General features: G+C 70.3%; 14 protein-coding genes, 2 tRNA genes and 2 pseudogenes. 5 read left to right on the top strand and 13 right to left on the bottom strand.

The genetic code is table 11. The features are described 5' to 3' along the window. Window positions 1-21: 21 nt before the first annotated feature. The 3 genes from thrS to JF597_RS26440 all read right to left on the bottom strand — a co-directional run bounded on the left by thrS (window position 22) and on the right by JF597_RS26440 (window position 3,964). The gene (gene thrS / locus JF597_RS26450; RefSeq protein WP_293999617.1) at window positions 22-1,998 is read right to left on the bottom strand and encodes a threonine--tRNA ligase; all 1,977 of its coding nucleotides are present in this window, start codon (window positions 1,996-1,998) and stop codon (window positions 22-24) included. Window positions 1,999-2,108: 110 nt separating this feature from the next. Continuing rightward, a complete protein-coding gene (locus JF597_RS26445; RefSeq protein WP_293999614.1) occupies window positions 2,109-3,344 on the bottom strand; it encodes a hypothetical protein in 1,236 nt (411 codons plus the stop codon). Beyond that, a complete protein-coding gene (locus JF597_RS26440) occupies window positions 3,341-3,964 on the bottom strand; it encodes a DUF4365 domain-containing protein (RefSeq protein ID WP_293999611.1) in 624 nt (207 codons plus the stop codon). The genes JF597_RS26445 and JF597_RS26440 overlap by 4 nt, the downstream gene beginning before the upstream one ends. 169 nt (window positions 3,965-4,133) lie before the next feature. On the opposite strand from JF597_RS26440, the gene JF597_RS26435 reads away from it, so the two are divergent. From JF597_RS26435 to JF597_RS26430, 3 genes and pseudogenes are all read left to right on the top strand, one after another. Then, the gene (locus JF597_RS26435; protein WP_293999607.1) at window positions 4,134-4,859 is read left to right on the top strand and encodes a 3'-5' exonuclease; all 726 of its coding nucleotides are present in this window, start codon (window positions 4,134-4,136) and stop codon (window positions 4,857-4,859) included. 208 nt (window positions 4,860-5,067) lie between these two features. Beyond that, window positions 5,068-5,196 (top strand): annotated as a pseudogene (locus JF597_RS55685) (hypothetical protein); the annotation flags it as partial. A 92-nt stretch (window positions 5,197-5,288) separates the two neighbouring features. Beyond that, a complete protein-coding gene (locus tag JF597_RS26430; protein ID WP_293999604.1) occupies window positions 5,289-5,453 on the top strand; it encodes a hypothetical protein in 165 nt (54 codons plus the stop codon). 74 nt (window positions 5,454-5,527) lie between these two features. Here JF597_RS26430 and JF597_RS26425 read toward each other — a convergent pair whose 3' ends face one another. After that, window positions 5,528-6,694, bottom strand: a complete 1,167-nt coding sequence (locus tag JF597_RS26425) for a TDT family transporter (RefSeq protein ID WP_293999601.1) — start codon at window positions 6,692-6,694, stop codon at window positions 5,528-5,530. A 215-nt stretch (window positions 6,695-6,909) separates the two neighbouring features. Between JF597_RS26425 and JF597_RS55680 the strand changes: the two genes are divergently transcribed. Continuing rightward, complete coding sequence (locus JF597_RS55680) at window positions 6,910-7,371, top strand: helix-turn-helix domain-containing protein (protein WP_366916448.1); 462 nt, start codon at window positions 6,910-6,912, stop codon at window positions 7,369-7,371. Here JF597_RS55680 and JF597_RS26420 read toward each other — a convergent pair. The 9 genes from JF597_RS26420 to JF597_RS26380 form a co-directional block, all read right to left on the bottom strand. Next, window positions 7,328-7,402, bottom strand: a tRNA-Val gene (locus JF597_RS26420). The genes JF597_RS55680 and JF597_RS26420 overlap by 44 nt on opposite strands. A 39-nt stretch (window positions 7,403-7,441) precedes the next feature. Further along, the gene (locus tag JF597_RS26415) at window positions 7,442-7,888 is read right to left on the bottom strand and encodes an SRPBCC family protein (RefSeq protein WP_293999598.1); all 447 of its coding nucleotides are present in this window, start codon (window positions 7,886-7,888) and stop codon (window positions 7,442-7,444) included. 121 nt (window positions 7,889-8,009) lie between these two features. Then, on the bottom strand, window positions 8,010-10,748 hold the full coding sequence (locus tag JF597_RS26410) for a Tat pathway signal sequence domain protein (protein WP_293999595.1): 2,739 nt from the start codon (window positions 10,746-10,748) through the stop codon (window positions 8,010-8,012). A gap of 104 nt (window positions 10,749-10,852) precedes the next feature. Next, window positions 10,853-11,431, bottom strand: coding sequence for a hypothetical protein (locus tag JF597_RS26405; protein ID WP_293999716.1), 579 nt, complete (start codon window positions 11,429-11,431; stop codon window positions 10,853-10,855). 16 nt (window positions 11,432-11,447) lie between these two features. Further along, on the bottom strand, window positions 11,448-12,344 hold the full coding sequence (locus JF597_RS26400) for a carbohydrate ABC transporter permease (protein WP_293999593.1): 897 nt from the start codon (window positions 12,342-12,344) through the stop codon (window positions 11,448-11,450). Beyond that, a complete protein-coding gene (locus JF597_RS26395) occupies window positions 12,341-13,303 on the bottom strand; it encodes a carbohydrate ABC transporter permease (RefSeq protein ID WP_293999591.1) in 963 nt (320 codons plus the stop codon). The genes JF597_RS26400 and JF597_RS26395 overlap by 4 nt, the downstream gene beginning before the upstream one ends. An 11-nt stretch (window positions 13,304-13,314) precedes the next feature. Next, window positions 13,315-14,601 carry an extracellular solute-binding protein gene (locus tag JF597_RS26390; protein WP_293999588.1) on the bottom strand — a complete coding sequence of 429 codons (1,287 nt, stop codon included), beginning with the start codon at window positions 14,599-14,601 and terminating at the stop codon, window positions 13,315-13,317. Between the two features lie 601 nt (window positions 14,602-15,202). Further along, window positions 15,203-15,274 (bottom strand) — tRNA-Val (locus JF597_RS26385). A 75-nt stretch (window positions 15,275-15,349) separates the two neighbouring features. Beyond that, window positions 15,350-15,814: a TIGR02611 family protein gene (locus tag JF597_RS26380; protein ID WP_293999585.1), complete on the bottom strand. Its 465-nt coding sequence runs from the start codon at window positions 15,812-15,814 to the stop codon at window positions 15,350-15,352. Between the two features lie 125 nt (window positions 15,815-15,939). On the opposite strand from JF597_RS26380, the pseudogene JF597_RS26375 reads away from it, so the two are divergent. Beyond that, window positions 15,940-16,039, top strand: a pseudogene (locus JF597_RS26375) (SsgA family sporulation/cell division regulator); the annotation flags it as partial.

Genomic DNA, 16,039 nt, shown 5'->3' with positions numbered 1-16,039 from the left:
GGGGGCCCGAGGTGAGGCGGATCAGACCTGGGTCCGCTCCTCGACCACCTTCACGATCTTGGCGATGGCCTCGTCGAACGGGATGCCGTTCTCCTGGGAGCCGTCGCGGTAGCGGAAGGAGACCGAGCCGGCCGCCATGTCCTCGTCGCCCGCGATGACCATGAAGGGCACCTTCTGCTTCTGGGCGTTGCGGATCTTCTTCTGCATGCGGTCCGAGGACGCGTCCACCTCGACCCGCAGCCCCTGCTTCTTCGCCTCGGCGGCGAACTTCTGCAGGTACTCGACGTGCCCGTCACCGATCGGGATGCCCACCGCCTGGACCGGCGCGAGCCACGCCGGGAAGGCGCCCGCGTAGTGCTCCAGGAGCACCGCGAAGAACCGCTCGATGGAGCCGAACAGGGCGCGGTGGATCATCACCGGGCGCTGCTTGGAGCCGTCGGCGGCGGTGTACTCAAGGTCGAAGCGCTCGGGCAGGTTGAAGTCGAGCTGGACGGTCGACATCTGCCAGGTGCGGCCGATGGCGTCCTTGGTCTGCACGGAGATCTTCGGGCCGTAGAAGGCGGCGCCGCCCGGGTCGGGGACGAGCGGGAGGCCCTGCTTCTCGGCGACCGCGCGGAGCGTCTCCGTGGCCTCCTCCCACACCTCGTCGGAGCCGACGAACTTCTCCGGGTCCTTGGTGGACAGCTCCAGGTAGAAGTCGGTCAGGCCGTAGTCGCGCAGCAGGTTCAGGACGAAGGTGAGCGTCTTGTCGAGCTCCTCCGCCATCTGCTCCTTGGTGCAGTAGATGTGCGCGTCGTCCTGGGTGAAGCCGCGGGCCCGGGTCAGGCCGTGCACCACGCCCGACTTCTCGTACCGGTACACGGTCCCGAACTCGAAGAGGCGCAGGGGCAGTTCACGGTAGGACCGGCCGCGCGCGTCGAAGATCAGGTTGTGCATCGGGCAGTTCATCGGCTTGAGGTAGTAGTCCACGCCCTCGTCGAGCTGCATGGGCGGGTACATGCCGTCGGCGTACCAGTCCAGGTGCCCGGACGTCTCGAAGAGCTTCCCCTTCGTGGCGTGCGGGGTGTAGACGAACTCGTAGCCCTCCTCCTCGTGCCGGCGGCGCGAGTAGTCCTCCATCACGCGGCGCACGACGCCGCCCTTGGGGTGGAAGACGGCGAGGCCGGAGCCGATCTGCTCCGGGACGGAGAACAGGTCCAGCTCGCTGCCCAGCTTGCGGTGGTCGCGCTTCTCGGCCTCGGCGAGGAAGTCCAGGTACTCCTTCAGCTCGTCCTTGGACGGCCAGGCGGTGCCGTAGATGCGCTGGAGCATCGGGTTCTTCTCGCTGCCGCGCCAGTAGGCGGCCGCGTTGCGCATCAGCTTGAACGCCGGGATCAGGCGGGTGGAGGGCAGGTGGGGACCGCGGCAGAGGTCCTTCCAGCACAGCTCGCCGGTCTTGGCGTCGAGGTTGTCGTAGATCGTCAGCTCACCGGCGCCGACCTCGACGTCCGCGCCGTCGTCGCTGGACGCGGAGCCCTTGAGGCCGATCAGCTCCAGCTTGTACGGCTCGTCCGCGAGCTCCGCGCGGGCCGCCTCGTCGGTCACCACGCGGCGGGAGAACTTCTGCCCCCGCTTCTGGATCTCCTGCATCTTCTTCTCGATGGCCTTGAGGTCATCGGGGTGGAACGGCTTCTCGACGTCGAAGTCGTAGTAGAAACCGTCCTTGACCGGCGGGCCGATGCCCAGCTTGGCCTCGGGGAAGAGCTCCTGGACGGCCTGGGCCATGACGTGCGCGGTGGAGTGGCGCAGGATGTTGAGGCCGTCCTCGGAGGAGATCTCGACGCCCTCGACGGTCTCGCCGTCCTTCACCTCGTACGCGAGGTCCTTGAGCTCACCGGCCACCCGGGCGGCGATGATCGAGCGCTCGCCGGCGAAGAGCTCGGCGGCCGTAGTGCCCGTCGTCACCACGCGCTCTTCCCGCTCGGAATCGCGTTGGATGATCACACGGACGTCTGACACCGGTCTCTCCTGACTGAAGGTGGATGCGGCGCCATACCAGGAGCGCGCGCAATAGGGGATCGTACCGACCCCGACCCTCCGTCCGCGAAACGGTTACCGACAGTCTCCGGTCAGTCGCAGTCGTCCCCGGTGCACGCCTCCTCGAAGAAGTCGAGGTTCTCCTGGAGCGACTTCACCAGCCGGTCGCGTTCGGCCTCGTCCACCTGGACCGGCACGACCCCGAAGGCGCCGGACAGCCGCCGGAAGCCGCCCCGGCTCTCCAGCCGCCCGTGCACCCGCACCGGGAGCCCCACGAGGTGCGCCTGGCCGGCGATCCGGTAGTCCTCCTCGTCGAGGGTGACGCGGACGTAGGGCACCTCGGCCCCGGCGATCACCCGGAGCCGTACCGCGCCCTCGCCGCGCGGCTCGGAGCGGCGCATGCGGACGACGGTGCCGGTGACCCGGACCGCGACCGAGGGTTCGTCGCGCAGATAGCGGGCGCCGGCCTCGCGCAGCACGGGCAGGTCGCCGGGCGAGAACTCGATGGGCTCGGGGTTGGCCGCGCAGTCGTCGGGGACGCCGGCGCCCGGCGCCCACTCCACGGAGACGCGGGCGCCCTCCGCGCCGCGTACGAGCGTGACGAGGGCATCGGTCAGCTCCCTGCTCACGCCCGCCTCGACGGCTCCGTCGAAGGCGTCCATGCCCCCGGTGGCCCGCTGGTAGTCGATCGCCTCGCGGGCGGCGTACAGGGCCTGGTGGAGGCGTACGGCGAGGGGCCGTCCGGTGCCGACGGGCACGAACGCGGCCAGGCCGCGGCCGCCGTCCGCCGAGCCCACGAGGACGGATTCCAGCATGGCGGCGGCCGCGCGCTTGTGCCGGGCGCCGTAGTAGCCGGCACGCGCGCGGGTGGCGAGCGCGCCGGCCAGCAGGGTCTGCCGGGCGGCGGTGCGCAGCTGCTCCTCGACGGTCCAGGACGCGGCGTCCACCGGCCCGCCGGGCACGTCCCGCCACCAGCGGATCTCGTCACTGGGCACGGCGAGCCCGACCAGCACCTCGCGCGCGGCAGGCGTACCGCTGCGCACGAGAGCCGTGAGCGCCTCCCCGAGCAGGTCGTCACTGTCCGGGAAGGCGCGGCTCTCGGGTACCAGCAGGCTGGTGCCGGTGCTGCCCGGCCCGGGTGGGGTCCAGCGGCCGTAGCGCCCGGGGGCTCCCCCGCGCCGCTGCCAGCCGTGCCGGCGCAGCAGGGCGCCGAGCACGGCCGGGTCGACCTCGGCGGGCTCGGGGGGACTGCTCCAGTGGGGCCCGTGGAGATCGTCGGGGTGCGGCCGGACCTCCCGCAGCTGCTCCTCGTACGGACGGTGCCTCATGGTCTGCCTCCCGTCCCGACCCGCGTCATGATCTCGCAGAGCGCCCGGTCGTCGAAGATGCGCGAGGTCGGAACCCGCACGGTGGTCCGGTGCCGGCCGGTGATCGGGTGCCCTGCCAGGTTGACCCAGTAGCAGCAGTGGCGCAGATCGAGCCGGTCGTGGCTGGCGCGCAGCCAGTCGTCCTGGGAGCGCGGTACCAGCATCACCACGAGGATCTTGTGCACCGACACCGGTGTGCGGGCGAGCTTGCGCAGGTGGTCGTTGTCCAGCGTGAAGGAGAAGAAACGTCCCAATCGGGGGGGCGGGGGCGCAGCCCTCTCCGTTGAGGGTGGTGGTGGGAGACGGGTGGGCGGGTTGGGTGCGAGCTGGTACGTGCACTTGAGCTGCACCTTTATCGTCACCTCGTCGTCGACGGTGTGACCCGGCGAACCGTGGCTGACGTGCCAGTCGATGCCGTTGTCCGGGAAGGGCTGCGACAGCGAGCAGCCGGCCGCCGCCGCGACGGCATGCAGATAGCCCACCTGCAGTGTCTCCATGCAGGCGGTGGTCGCGAGTGTGCCGCGATGGGGGCCCGTACGTTCGGGCAGCAGCCCGCCCCGTTCGGGCTGCGCTATCGCCATGACCAACAGCCTTCCCAGCCAAAGAGTTTCCCCGTGGCGGGCCCCTGAACTGCAAAGACCCGCACTCCTGTTGTGTCCTTCCGGCGTACGTCGCAAACGGCCCGGGTATCACCAAAGGGGCAGAAGACGGAACGTCACCTGCCGTGGGTGAACGAGGAGTTGTATTGGCATGACGTGCTGGTACGAGGGGCCCTTGGCGGCCTTCGACACGGAGACCACGGGCGTGGACGTGGAGACCGACCGCATCGTGTCCGCCGCGGTCGTCGTCCAGGACGCCCCGGGCACCCGCCCCCGGGTGACCCGCTGGCTGGTCAACCCGGGTGTGCCGGTGCCGGAGGCGGCGACGGCGGTGCACGGGCTGACGGACGAACACCTCCAGCGCAACGGCCGTTGGCCGGCGCCGGTGATGCATGAGATAGCCGAGGAACTGGCCGAGCACGCGGCGATGCACCGCCCGCTGGTGGTGATGAACGCGCCGTTCGATCTGACGCTTCTGGACCGGGAGTTGCGCCGGCACCGGGCGTCCGCACTGGACCGCTGGTTCGAGGCGAGCCCCCTGCTCGTCCTCGACCCCCGGGTCCTGGACAAGCATCTGGACCGCTATCGCAAGGGCCGCAGGACGCTGACCGACCTGTGCACGCACTACGAGGTCACCCTCGAGGGCGCGCACGACGCGGGCGCGGACGCTCTCGCGTCCCTGGAGCTCGTACGGGCGCTGGGCCGCCGTTTCGCGGCCCGCCTGGAGCGCCTGACCCCGGCCGAGCTGCACACCCTGCAGACGACCTGGCACGCGGCGCAGGCGCGGGGCCTGCAGGCGTGGTTCACCCGCAGCGGCACGCCGGAGACGGTGAACACGTACTGGCCGCTGCGGCCGGACCTGCCGACGGCGGCGTGACGGGTGGGGCGCCGCCGCCGGCGCCCCACCCCGACGCCACCAGGCGCAGCACGTCGCCCGATGTCCCGATGTGAGGCAAATGCGACCTGCGGGGCCGTCCGTCTCCGCGCTTCCCGCGCTCTAGCGTCGACAGCCCGACACGGCCGGACGGCCGCCGGGCCGCGCCGGGATCCGACGACTGCTCACAGGGAAGAAGGCGTTCCGCGCCATGACGTCGCCATCAGAAACCGCTCCAGCCGCGGTGCACGGGCTGGATTTCGGACTCAACCAACGGGTCGTGGACGAACAGCGGCAGCGCTACCTGCACGACCCGGACTCGGTCGACCAGACGTGGCGGGTCTTCTTCGCGGCCCCGCCGGCCGCGGCCGTCCCGGAGGGCCGGGACCTGCCGCCGGGCTGCACCGTGCACCCACGCGTCCTGAGAAGTCGATGCTGCGGTCGAAGGCGGCGGCCGCCTCCCCGCTCGCGGAGTTCACTCAGGGCCGCTTCCGCGCGGTGCTGCCGGACGACACGGTGGACCCCGCCCGGGTCGTGCGCGTACTGCTGTGCTCGGGCGAGGTCTGCCAGGATCTCGTGGCGGCGGCCTCCGGGTGACCGCTTGCACCGGTTCGGCGGGTTCCGTCGCCGCCACCTCGCCGAACCGGGCGCCCCCGGAGGCGCGGCCCTGGTCAGGAAGCCTTGTGCGCGGGCGGCCCACCGGCCCGGCGCCGCAGTCCGGCGGCGTGCCGCAGGGAGTGCCAGCCGACCACCACCCAGGCGGCGACCAGCAGCACGTACAGGGCGACGGCGCTCCAGACGAACGGCTCCGAGCCGGTCCGCGCGGCGATGGCGCTGGTGCCGGTGACGCAGGCGCCCAGGGGGAAGATGAAGGACCACCAGGTGGGTGCGAAGGGCAGCCCTCTGCGGACCTCTCGCACGGTCAGCGTCAGGGCGAGCACCAGCCACAGCAGGGCGAAGCCCCATATCCCGAGTCCGCCGAGGAGCGCCGCGACCGCGCTGCCGCGCGCGTAGGGGGCGGGCAGTGTGCTCGGCGCGGCCTTGGCGAGGGCGCCCAGCGCCGTCACCGCCTGGTCCAGTGCCCCCACTCCGATCCACACGGTGGGCACCGCCGCACCGCTGGGCGCCTCGTGGTGCACCAGACGGCTGTACACCATGGCCAGTACCAGCAGGACCGCCACCAGCCCGAGCCCGAGCATCGCGTAGCAGCCCAGCAGCAGGGCGAGCCGCGGCTGCCCGGCCGGCGTCCGCGGGACGAGCAGGGCACCCGTCGCGGCGGAGACGATCGGCGGCACCACCGGCAGCAGCCAGCCGCCGGACGCCGCGTCCGGCGTGAACCGGTGCCGCGTGACCATCAGGCAGGGCACCGCGCAGGCGCTGGCGAGGCCGAGCACCGTACCGGCCGACCACAGCACCCGGTCCACGTCCAGCGCCACCCGCTCCCCCAGCAGCCGCGGGCCGAGCAGCAGCGTCCCGGCGCCCACGGTGAGCAGCGCCATCGGTGGCGCCCCGAGGAACTGCGCAAGCAGCGGATCACCGGCGTGTACCCGGAGCCTGCGCTGCCCGAGATACCGCACGGCCAGCACGATCAGCAGCAGTCCGGCCGCCGCCCAGACCACCGTGGCGGCCGGGCGGAGCCCGGGAAGGGTGCGCGGCAGGGTGGCGGCCGCGACGGCGACGATCCCGGTGCCCATGACGGCCGCGAACCAGCCGGGCCCGAGCGGCCGTCGCCCTGTGCCGTCCGCCCCGGCCGGCCGGGCCCGGGCTCGTCCGGAACTGCTCGGATCCGGGCCGCCCTGGGGCGGGACCGCCTGGGTGGTGCTGGTGTGGGGTGCCACGACGTGCAGGGCCTTCTCTTCTTGTGCCGGATCTTCTCGGGCGCCGGTCCGACCGCGGCCGGGGCCGTCGGGCGGCCGACGCCTTCGAACGTATGGCGCGACGGAGATCCCGCCCCAGAGCAGCACGCGCCAGGACGCCCTCACACCAGGACATGGAGCGGCCGCCACGGCGGGAAGTTTGACTCGCCCTCTGGTCGAGGAGCACCTCGGTGCCGATGCCGCCCGCGCCACGGCCAAGGACATGGTCGTGTTCATGCCGACCGGGCGGCCAGTCGCAGCCGAGTGTCCGCACGCACACCCCCGCACGCGAGGCAGGAGATGCTGCGCCGGGTCCTGGACGCGGTCGCCGAGGACCGTCCGCCCCCCACACCCTGGCCGCCATGGCGCGCCGGGCGGGTGTGAGCCCCCGTCACATGACGCGGCTGTTCCGCGACGAGATGCGGACGACCCCGGCCCGCTATGTCGAGCGGATCCGCATGGAAGCCGCCCAGGCGATGAAGGCAGCGACGACCCCATGGCCACGGTGGCCCGGCGCACCGGCTTCGGCTCACCGGAGTCACTGCGCCGGGCTGCGAGAGTCGGCTGGCCGAGCAGCAAAAAGGCCGGTCCGCAGGGGCGGACCGGCCTTCCCGGTGGTGGGCGATACTGGGTTCGAACCAGTGACCTCTTCGGTGTGAACGAAGCGCTCTCCCACTGAGCTAATCGCCCGGGAACGCAGTGAACGATACAGGTACCGGCGGGTGTCGTTCAAACCGCTTGGAGGTGCCCGAGCAGTCCGCGCCGTCCGGAGCTCATCATCATCCGGTGGTTGAGCCGGAAGAACGGCCGCCCCAGCAGGGCGAGTCGCCGCAGCAGCGGCTTGTGGACGTCGACCACCTGGTCGTAGCGGGCGAGGCTGCCGGTACCGTCGGCCGTGATCATCCAGCGCGCCCAGCCCTCGATGTCACCGGTCATCGAGATCTCCAGCACGCCGGCCTCCGGGTCGCGCCGCGCCTCGCGTGCGGTGAACGTGAGGTCGTACGGGAGGAACGAGCGGACGGTGAGGACGGCGGCGGTGTCGTCCAGCCGCCTCACCGCGCGCACCTGGGGCCACCACCGCGGGTACTCCTCCACCTCCCGCAGCGCCTCGTACACGGTGGTGAGCGGTACCGGGAGGGACCACAGGCTGCGGAAACGGTAGTGGTTCCAGTCCATGGCGGCAGTCTGTCGCAGACCGCGGATCTGAGTACGCGTACTCATGCCCGTTCGAAGTGACCTGGACCACACTCACCGGTACGAGCGCCGCCGCCCGTGCGACGGCGCTCCCCCACTCCCTCTACGAGGGCATCTTGTCGCCGAGCAGGGCCAGGTTCTCGATCGCGGCGAGCCCGTACAGCGCGGTGTCGTTGGAGGACACCCAGCCGGCCTCGCTGCCCGCGACGAGCGTGACCGGACCGGAGAGCGGCTCGGTCTTCCACGGCGAGGACTCGGTGTAGCCGTCCGAGCTGTAGAACTTCGTCCACGCGCGCCGGGCGAGCGTGGCGTCGCCGGTCTGGACGGCGGCGTACGCGTCGAGGCGCGAGTGGCCCTGGAACAGCAGCAGGGTGCCGAAGTTGGAGCCGTAGCGTGCCGCTTGTTCCGTCTTGGTGGCGTTGAAGTAGCGGCAGTAGTCCAAGTACGCCTGATTGAACTCCGGCATGTCGACCAGATAGATGAGTTCGGCGCAGAGTTCGTTGAGGCCGAAGACGGCCGAGAGGTGGGAGACGGAGACCACCGGGGTGGTGGCGGTCGCGAACCTGCCGGTGTCGAGGTCGTAGAGGCCGCTGCCCTGGACGAAGCCGTTGGGCTGGGCGGCGATGCCCTCCATGGTCGACAGGACGCGGGCCTTGGCCTTCTCCCATTTGGGGCCCTTGCGCTCCCACTCGGTCAGCCAGGCCGAGACCAGGCCGCTCCAGTCGGTGCCGAAGCCGATGGAGAGGGCGTGCCGGTCGGGGGTGTAGGGGTCGGTGCGGACCTTGCGCTGCGGATCGAGGACGAGGAAGGTCTCGTCGGAGTCGACGTTGGCGGCCATGAGGTCGCCGACGCGTTCGTCGGCGGTGAGGAAGTAGTAGAAGCGCCGGTAGGTGGTGTTGGAGATGCGCTGCTGCTTGGCGCTGTCCGCGTAGTGCTGGACGCCGTGCCGGGTGCCGAGCCCCGCCCACTGGCCGATGTGGTAGACGTCGACCTCGCCGGTGTGCCGGGTGAGCGCCTCGGCGAACCGGAAGATGTCCGAGCGGCCGCTTCTCAGGTAGGCGTACCAGAGCCACAGGTCGGGCGAGAGTTCGGAGTTGTCCCAGGCGTAGCCGCCGACGTCGTACCGCCACTGGTGGCGCACGGTGTCGTAGGTGTGCATGAAGTCTCCGTAGTCCCAGAAGCCGTACCAACGGCGTTGCTCCACCTGGTCCTTGTAGTAGGTGAAGAGGAAGTCGAGGTGGTCCTCGATCTTCGCCTTGGCGGGGGTGGAGCGGTCGGGCTCGGAGTAGAGGCCGGGGCCGAAGACCTTGGCCTTGATCAACTGCTGGGGCGGGGCCGTGAGTTGCGGGAGCACCCGGACCGCGTCGACCTGGTCGGCCAGCGCCTGCGGTGTCGGCGTCGTCTCGTTGGCCCAGAACAACAGCTCCGAGGTGCGGGCGATGCCGTAGGGGGTGCCGAACTCCGGCTCGTAGTCCTCGTAGGTGATGTTGAGGCCTTCGAGCTGTTCGGCGTAGGTGTCCTGGCCCATGCCGTCGTGGTAGAAGCGCAGGTCCATGGGCTGTGCCTCGGGCGACCACAGCCAGAGGGTGACCTCGGCCTCGTCGGTGTGGGCGTCGCGGATGTCGAGCTGGGCCGGGAACTTCTCCCAGAAGTCCCTCAGGCCGAAGGAGAATCCGCCGCTCGCCCCGCCCACGTATCCGAACCCGGAGGCCCGCTTGCCGCCGCCGGCCGCGATCCAGCCGTACCCCTTCCTGGTGCGCTTGCGCAGGGTGAAGCCGTCGGCGGAGAGCTGGGCGAGGGTGTAGTCGCCCCAGTGCGGGATGTACTGGAGGCGGGTGGTGACGCGCTGGTCCCAGGTGGACGGGTCGGGCAGCTTCTCCCCCGCGTACTGGGCCGCCTGCACGGCCGCGCCCGGGTCGCGGCGCAGCCCGGTGATGCCCTGGACGGCCTCCCGCAGCAGGCCCGTTCCCTCACCTCCGATCCGGATGTGCCGGTCGTACGCCGCGTCGCGCATCGGCACGCCGAAACGGACGCCGAGCCCGCGGATGAAGTCACCGCTCGCCTTGCCCGGCTCCTGCGTGCCGTCGTAGGTGATCGTGTGGACCATGCGGAAGGAGTCGGCGCCCGCGTAGAAGTAGAGGCGGATGGAGAACGGCAGCCAACTGCGGCTTCCCTTGCGGTGCTTGCCGTCGATGCGGACCACGGCCCGGACCGGGCCCTCCTGTTCGACGGTGACGGAGTCGATCGCCCCGTCGAAGCGCTCGGTCCTGACCGTGCCCTGGTCCTCGTCCTCGATCTCGGGCTGGCGGATGAGGACCAGCCGCCCGTTCCTGGCGATCTCGGTGGCGCCTCGGGTGACGGTCTTGATGATCGTGGAGCCGTCCTTGCCGATCTTCACGGCGATCACGCCGGTGGACACGTCGATCGTGCCGCCGTGCTGGTCGACGGTGACCTTCCGGTCGGGGGCTGCCGGTTCGCCCGCCGCGAGGGTGAGCTTGCCGTTGCCCGAACTCACCGCGTGGGCGGTCCACTTGAGGGAGCCGTCGGGCCAGTAGGCGATCGGCCAGGACTGGACCGCCACGTCCTTGCCGTCCTGGTCGGTCAGCGCGAAGGCCTGGTCCGCCCGGAACGCGCCCATCGGCCAGGGCACGCCGACGGTCGAACCGGGGGCGGCGCCGAGGCCGCCGTCCTCCAGCCAGTCCAGGGTCACCGGGTCCGCGTCGGCGGTCTCGGCTCCGGGCGCGGCCTGCGCGTCCTTCGCGCCGAGGGCCCAGCTGAACTGGGCGGCGGCGCCGGCGACGGCGGCCGCCTTGAGGAGGGATCTGCGGGGGATGGGAGACATGGTCCGCCTTTCCTTTCCGTGCGGATACAGGGGCGATCATGGAAATGGTCAGGGGCATGACAGAGTGAGGTGCGGCGCCGGGCGCCCACCCTGGTGCGGGCCGGTCAGCCGTGGCGACGCCGGTGCCGCTCCTCGACCGCGACGGCCGCGGCCGCCACGGCGCCCAGCACGGGCACCGCCAGCGGCGCGATGAGCAGGGCGGAACAGACCACGAGGGCCGCTCCCCCGACGAGCAGGAAGGATCCGCCAGGGTCCCGCACGGTACGGCGGCCGGCCGCCGCGAGCAGGGTGCGCCAGCGGTCGCCGGGGGACCAGACGGCCGCCGCGCGCAGCACCGCGACCGCGAGGCCGATCACCGCGAACAGGCCGGCGGCCCCGACGAGCGGACCGCCGGGCAGCCCGGCACGCACCGCCCGGACGTCCACCCAGGCGGCGGCGACCGCAGCCCAGCCGGCGAGCCCGACGAGCGCGCCGCCGGGCAGGGCGGCCCGGAAGTCGCTCACGAACTCCCGCCAGCCGCCCTTCACCTGACCGGTACGGCGGCGCAGGTGCCGGGCGCCGGCGGCGAAAGCGGCCGGACAGGTGACGATCCCGAGGGAGGCGACGGCGATCCAGACCCCGGTGAGCAGACATTCGGCGAAGACTCCGAACCGCTCCGCGAAGACGGACGGCCTTGCGCGCACGTCGGCCACGACGTCATCAGCCCTTCAGTCCGGAGGTCGCCATTCCGTCGATCAGATAGCGCTGGAAGGCGAGGAAGAACAGCAGCACGGGCAGCAGCGCGACGAGGGACATGGCGATCATCCCGCCGTAGTTCGCGGCCACGCCGTCGGAGTCGCGGAACATCATCAGGCCCAGGGAGACCGTGTACTTGCCCGGCTCGTTGAGATAGATCAGCGGACCCATGAAGTCGTTCCAGGCGTTGATGAAGGTGAAGATCGCGCTGGTGATGAGGGCGGGCCGGCACAGCGGCAGCACGATCGACCAGTAGATGCGGAAGTGCCCGCAGCCGTCGAGCCTGGCCGCCTCGTCGAGTTCCCGGGGCAGGTTCCGCATGAACTGCACCATCAGGAAGACGAAGAACGCCTCGGTGGCGAGGTACTTGCCGATCAGCAGCGGGGTGTAGGTGTTGATCCAGCCCAGCTTCTGGAACATCACGTACTGCGGGATCAGCAGGACGTGGTACGGCAGGAGCAGGGTGCCGATCATCAGGGAGAAGAGCAGGTTGCGGCCGGCGAAGCGGATGCGGGCGAAGGCGTAGGCGGTGAGGGAGCAGGAGATCAGCACGCCGACGACGGCACCGCCGGCGTAGAAGAGGGAGTTCTGGAAGAACGTCCAGATGCTGATGTCCGCTATGCCGTCTGCCAGGCCCTTGAAGTTGGACACGATCGGGTGGGCCGGGAACAGCTGGAGGCTGTTGATGATGTCCTTGCTGGGCTTGAAGGACGCTCCGATCACCCAGACCACCGGGTAGAGGATGACCGCGAGGATCAGCAGGGCGCCCAGGTGCCAGCCGAGAGATCCGCTCCGGCGGCGGCTCAGCAGGGGCTGCCCGGCCGTGGACGCGGGAACCGGCTTGGTGGTCGTCGCGCTCATCGGGCGTCCTCCTCGTAGTGCACCCACTTCTTCTGGGACCAGAACAGGACGGCCGTCACCAGGGCCACCGCCACCAGCAGCATCCAGGCCATCGCGGCGGCGAAGCCCATCTGGGCGTTCCTGAAGCCCTGCTCGTAGAGGTAGCAGGTGTAGACGAGCGTGGCGTCGGCCGGTCCGCAGGTGCCGTTGGAGACGACGTACGCCGAGCCGAAGATCTGGAAGGAGTGGATGGTCTCCAGGAGCACGTTGAAGAACAGCACCGGGGAGATCATCGGCAGGGTGATGTTCCAGAACCTGCGCAGCGGTCCGGCGCCGTCCATCTCGGCCGCCTCGTAGAGCTCCTTCGGCACCTGCTTCAGGCCGGCCAGGAAGATGACCATGGGCGCGCCGAACTGCCAGACGGTCAGTGCGACCAGGGAGTACAGCACCCAGTCGGCGTTGCCGACCCAGCCGCCGACGTGCCAGCCGAACAGGGACTGGGTGCGGTCCACGATCGCGTCGTCGGAGAACAGGGACCGCCACACGAAGCCGACCGAGACGCTCGCGCCGATGAGTGAGGGGGCGTAGAAGGCGGCCCGGTAGAAGGCCTGGCCGCGGCGGCTCTGGGCGAGGAGCAGGGCCACCCCGAGGGCGAGGAGCAGCTTCAGCGGGGTGCCGATGACCACGTACTTCGCGGTCACCTCCACCGACTTCTGCCAGCGGGGGTCGTCGAACATCTTGGTGAAGTTGTCGAATCCGACCCACTTCGGGGTGTTGAAGAGGTTGTAGTCGGTGAACGCGAAGTAGAGCGAGGCGACCATCGGCCCCGCGGTCAGCAGCAGGAAGCCCGCGATCCAGGGGGACATGAAGAGGTAGCCGGCGAGGTTCTCGCGCCGGCGGCCGGGCCGCCGCCCCGTGGTGGCGGAGGCGGCCGGGCGCGGCTTGCGGGCGGCGGGCAGGGAGTCCTTGACGAGCGTCACGGCCGGTCCCATCAGGCCTGGAAGGCAGCCTCGGACTCGGTGAAGAACTGCTTCACCGCGTCGGAGACCTTGGTCTTGCCCTGGCCGAGGTCGCCGCCGATGCGCAGGAAGGCGGCCTCGATGGTGTCGGCACCGGAGGGGTGCGGGGTGATCGTGCCGAGGACGCCGGCCTTGGCGGTGTCGTCCTCGTACTGCGCGATCTCCTTGTTCACCGCGTCCGCCGGCCGGTACGCCGTGTACTGCTCGGTGCTCGCGAGGATGCCCCGGTCGTAGCCCATGATCTTGCCGACCTCGGGGTCGTGGACCATGAGGTCGATGAACTGCGCGACCTCCTTGGGGTGGGAGGTGCGGGCGGAGGCGCTCAGCATCAGGGAGGCGAGGTACTGCCCGGTGTGCTTGCCGTCCGTGGTCGGGATCGGGGCGAGCCCGTAGGTGCTGTCGCCCTCGGCGGAGTAGCGGACGGTGAAGTTGTCCCAGGTGAACTCCGAGGCACCGTGGCCGGCCGACAGGGAGGACTTGGGGAAGTCCTGGGCCACGACCTTCGGGTCGGTGACGATGCCTGCCTTGACGCGGTTGTAGCCGTCGGTCCACCACTCCGTCAGGTCGGCCTTGTCGAAGCCGAGCCCGTCGTCGGTGTAGAACGCCTTGCCGTTCTGGCGGAGGTAGAGGTCGTACAGATACATGATGGTGAAGTAGCCGGTGTCCCCCGCGACCTTGGTCCTGTCGTGGATGGTCTTCAGGGCCTTGAAGTAGTCGTCCCAGGTCCAGCCCGTGTGCGGCTCGACGCCGGCTTTCTCGTAGACCTTCTTGTCGATGACCAGCGCCATGGTGTTGGAGCCGACGGGGATTCCGAGCTGCTTTCCGTCGACCTCGCCGACCTTGGTCACCCCGGCCCGGAAGTGATCCAGGCTCAGATTTCCTGCCTGAACCTGTGACTTGAGGTCGAGGAGAATTCCGCGCTTGTCGTACTTCCGGAGAAAGGTGACGGCATTTTGGAAAACATCCGGGGGATTTCCGCCGGCCGCCTGGGTCTGGAACTTCTCCCAGAACGATGCATACGTCTGAAAGTCGGTCTTGACCTTGATCTTCGGGTACTTCGCCTCGAAGAGCGCGATCGTCTTGTTGATCTTCTGCGCGCGCTCCTCCGCACCCCACCAGGAGTAACGGATCGTCACGGTTCCGTCTCCCGAACCGCTGCCGCCGCCGCACCCGGCCGTCGCGGCGAGCCCGAACGCGGCCGCCGAGGCCCCGGCCGCCTTCAGGATGGTGCGCCTCTCCACATTCCTGCTGGTTCCCACAGTCGGGCCCCTCCCCGCAGCGTCACCGACGCCTGCATGAATCGTTTCAAGTAAGCGCTTGCTGGCACAAGTTACGGAGGGGCCGGTGAGGCGTCAATGATTCGCACAGGAATTTCTTGCGGGCGGGGCCGGAGGGCCGCCACGGGGTGGTGCGATCGTGGGGGCCGGGAGGCGGGAAACGTCGCAGGTGAGGGGCGCGCGGTCGGGGGGCCGAACGTGAAGTGGCGCACGGGAGGCGGCGGTTACGGGTCGGCTTCGACGAGTGGGGCGTAGGGGGCTGCGGAGCGGGGCGGGCGGCTCCGAGGGTGGCTCGGGCGCGGCGCAGGGCGGAGGAGGAGGGTGGGGTGGCCGTGGCCGAGGCGGGTAGTCGTCGGAGGTCTGGGCGAAGCGGCGACTCCTCGCACCGCTCAGTGCCCTGGTAGCCGCCACCGCCACCTGGGCGAGGACGGGCGCAGGCCGCTCAACCGCCCGGCGGGAGCATGGCCACTTCGGGCGCCGCCCACCGCCGCACGCCCCGCACCGCCGCCACGCTGCTCCGAGCCCCGAACCCCGAAACGACCGCAGCCCACCTGCTCTCTCGCAGATGGGCCGCGGTTCCGGGTGGGCGATACTGGGTTCGAACCAGTGACCTCTTCGGTGTGAACGAAGCGCTCTCCCACTGAGCTAATCGCCCGGGCGCAGGAAGAACATTACCCCATGTCAGGGGTGCCCCCGACCAGTCGCCGGGGGCCCGTGGCCGCCGGCCTGGTCACTCCTCGATCTTCCAGGGCATCACGACCCCGAACCTGGACAGGTATATCCCGGCACCAGCTGCGACGACCACCAGGCCGATCGTCGTGAGGGTGATGTTGCGGCGGCGCACCTTGGGGTCGAGGGCCTTCTGGGCCGCCTCCGTGACCTTGCGCTTCGTCCAGCGCAGCACCAGCTGGGCCCAGACGAACTCGGTGGCCCAGATCGCCATGCCCGCGAAGATGATCACCCAGCCGGGTCCGGGCAGCGGCAGCAGGACGATGCCGACGGCCACCACCGCCAGGCCGATCGCGAAGACCCCGACCTGCCAGCTCAGGTGCAGCACCCGGCGCGCCCTGACGAACTCGGGCGCCCGCGACCCGAGCCCCCGCTCGTCGCGCCCCCGGTCCGTCGCCGTCCCGTCCACCTCGCTCCCGTCCGAGGCCACGGCGGCCTCACCCGGTTCGTTACTCCCCGTATTCATACGACCAAACCCTACCTGAGCGATTCCGGTCACCGGAATGGTCGTAGATCACGCCCAGGTTCTCGGCCGGAAGAGTTACGTAAACACACGCAAAACACTCAGAGGGGTTTACAACGGCACCGTAGGTGGCATGTCGATTTCGCCGACGTGCGAATCCCCGAGCGCACACTGAGCGAAAGGCCCTGGCGCTTATGAACACCACGGTCAGCTGCGAGCTGCACCTGC

The sequence above is a fragment of the Streptomyces sp. genome (assembly GCF_019510245.1).
Classification (GTDB): domain Bacteria; phylum Actinomycetota; class Actinomycetes; order Streptomycetales; family Streptomycetaceae; genus Streptomyces.
This window is presented reverse-complemented; position numbering and strand designations above follow the sequence as displayed.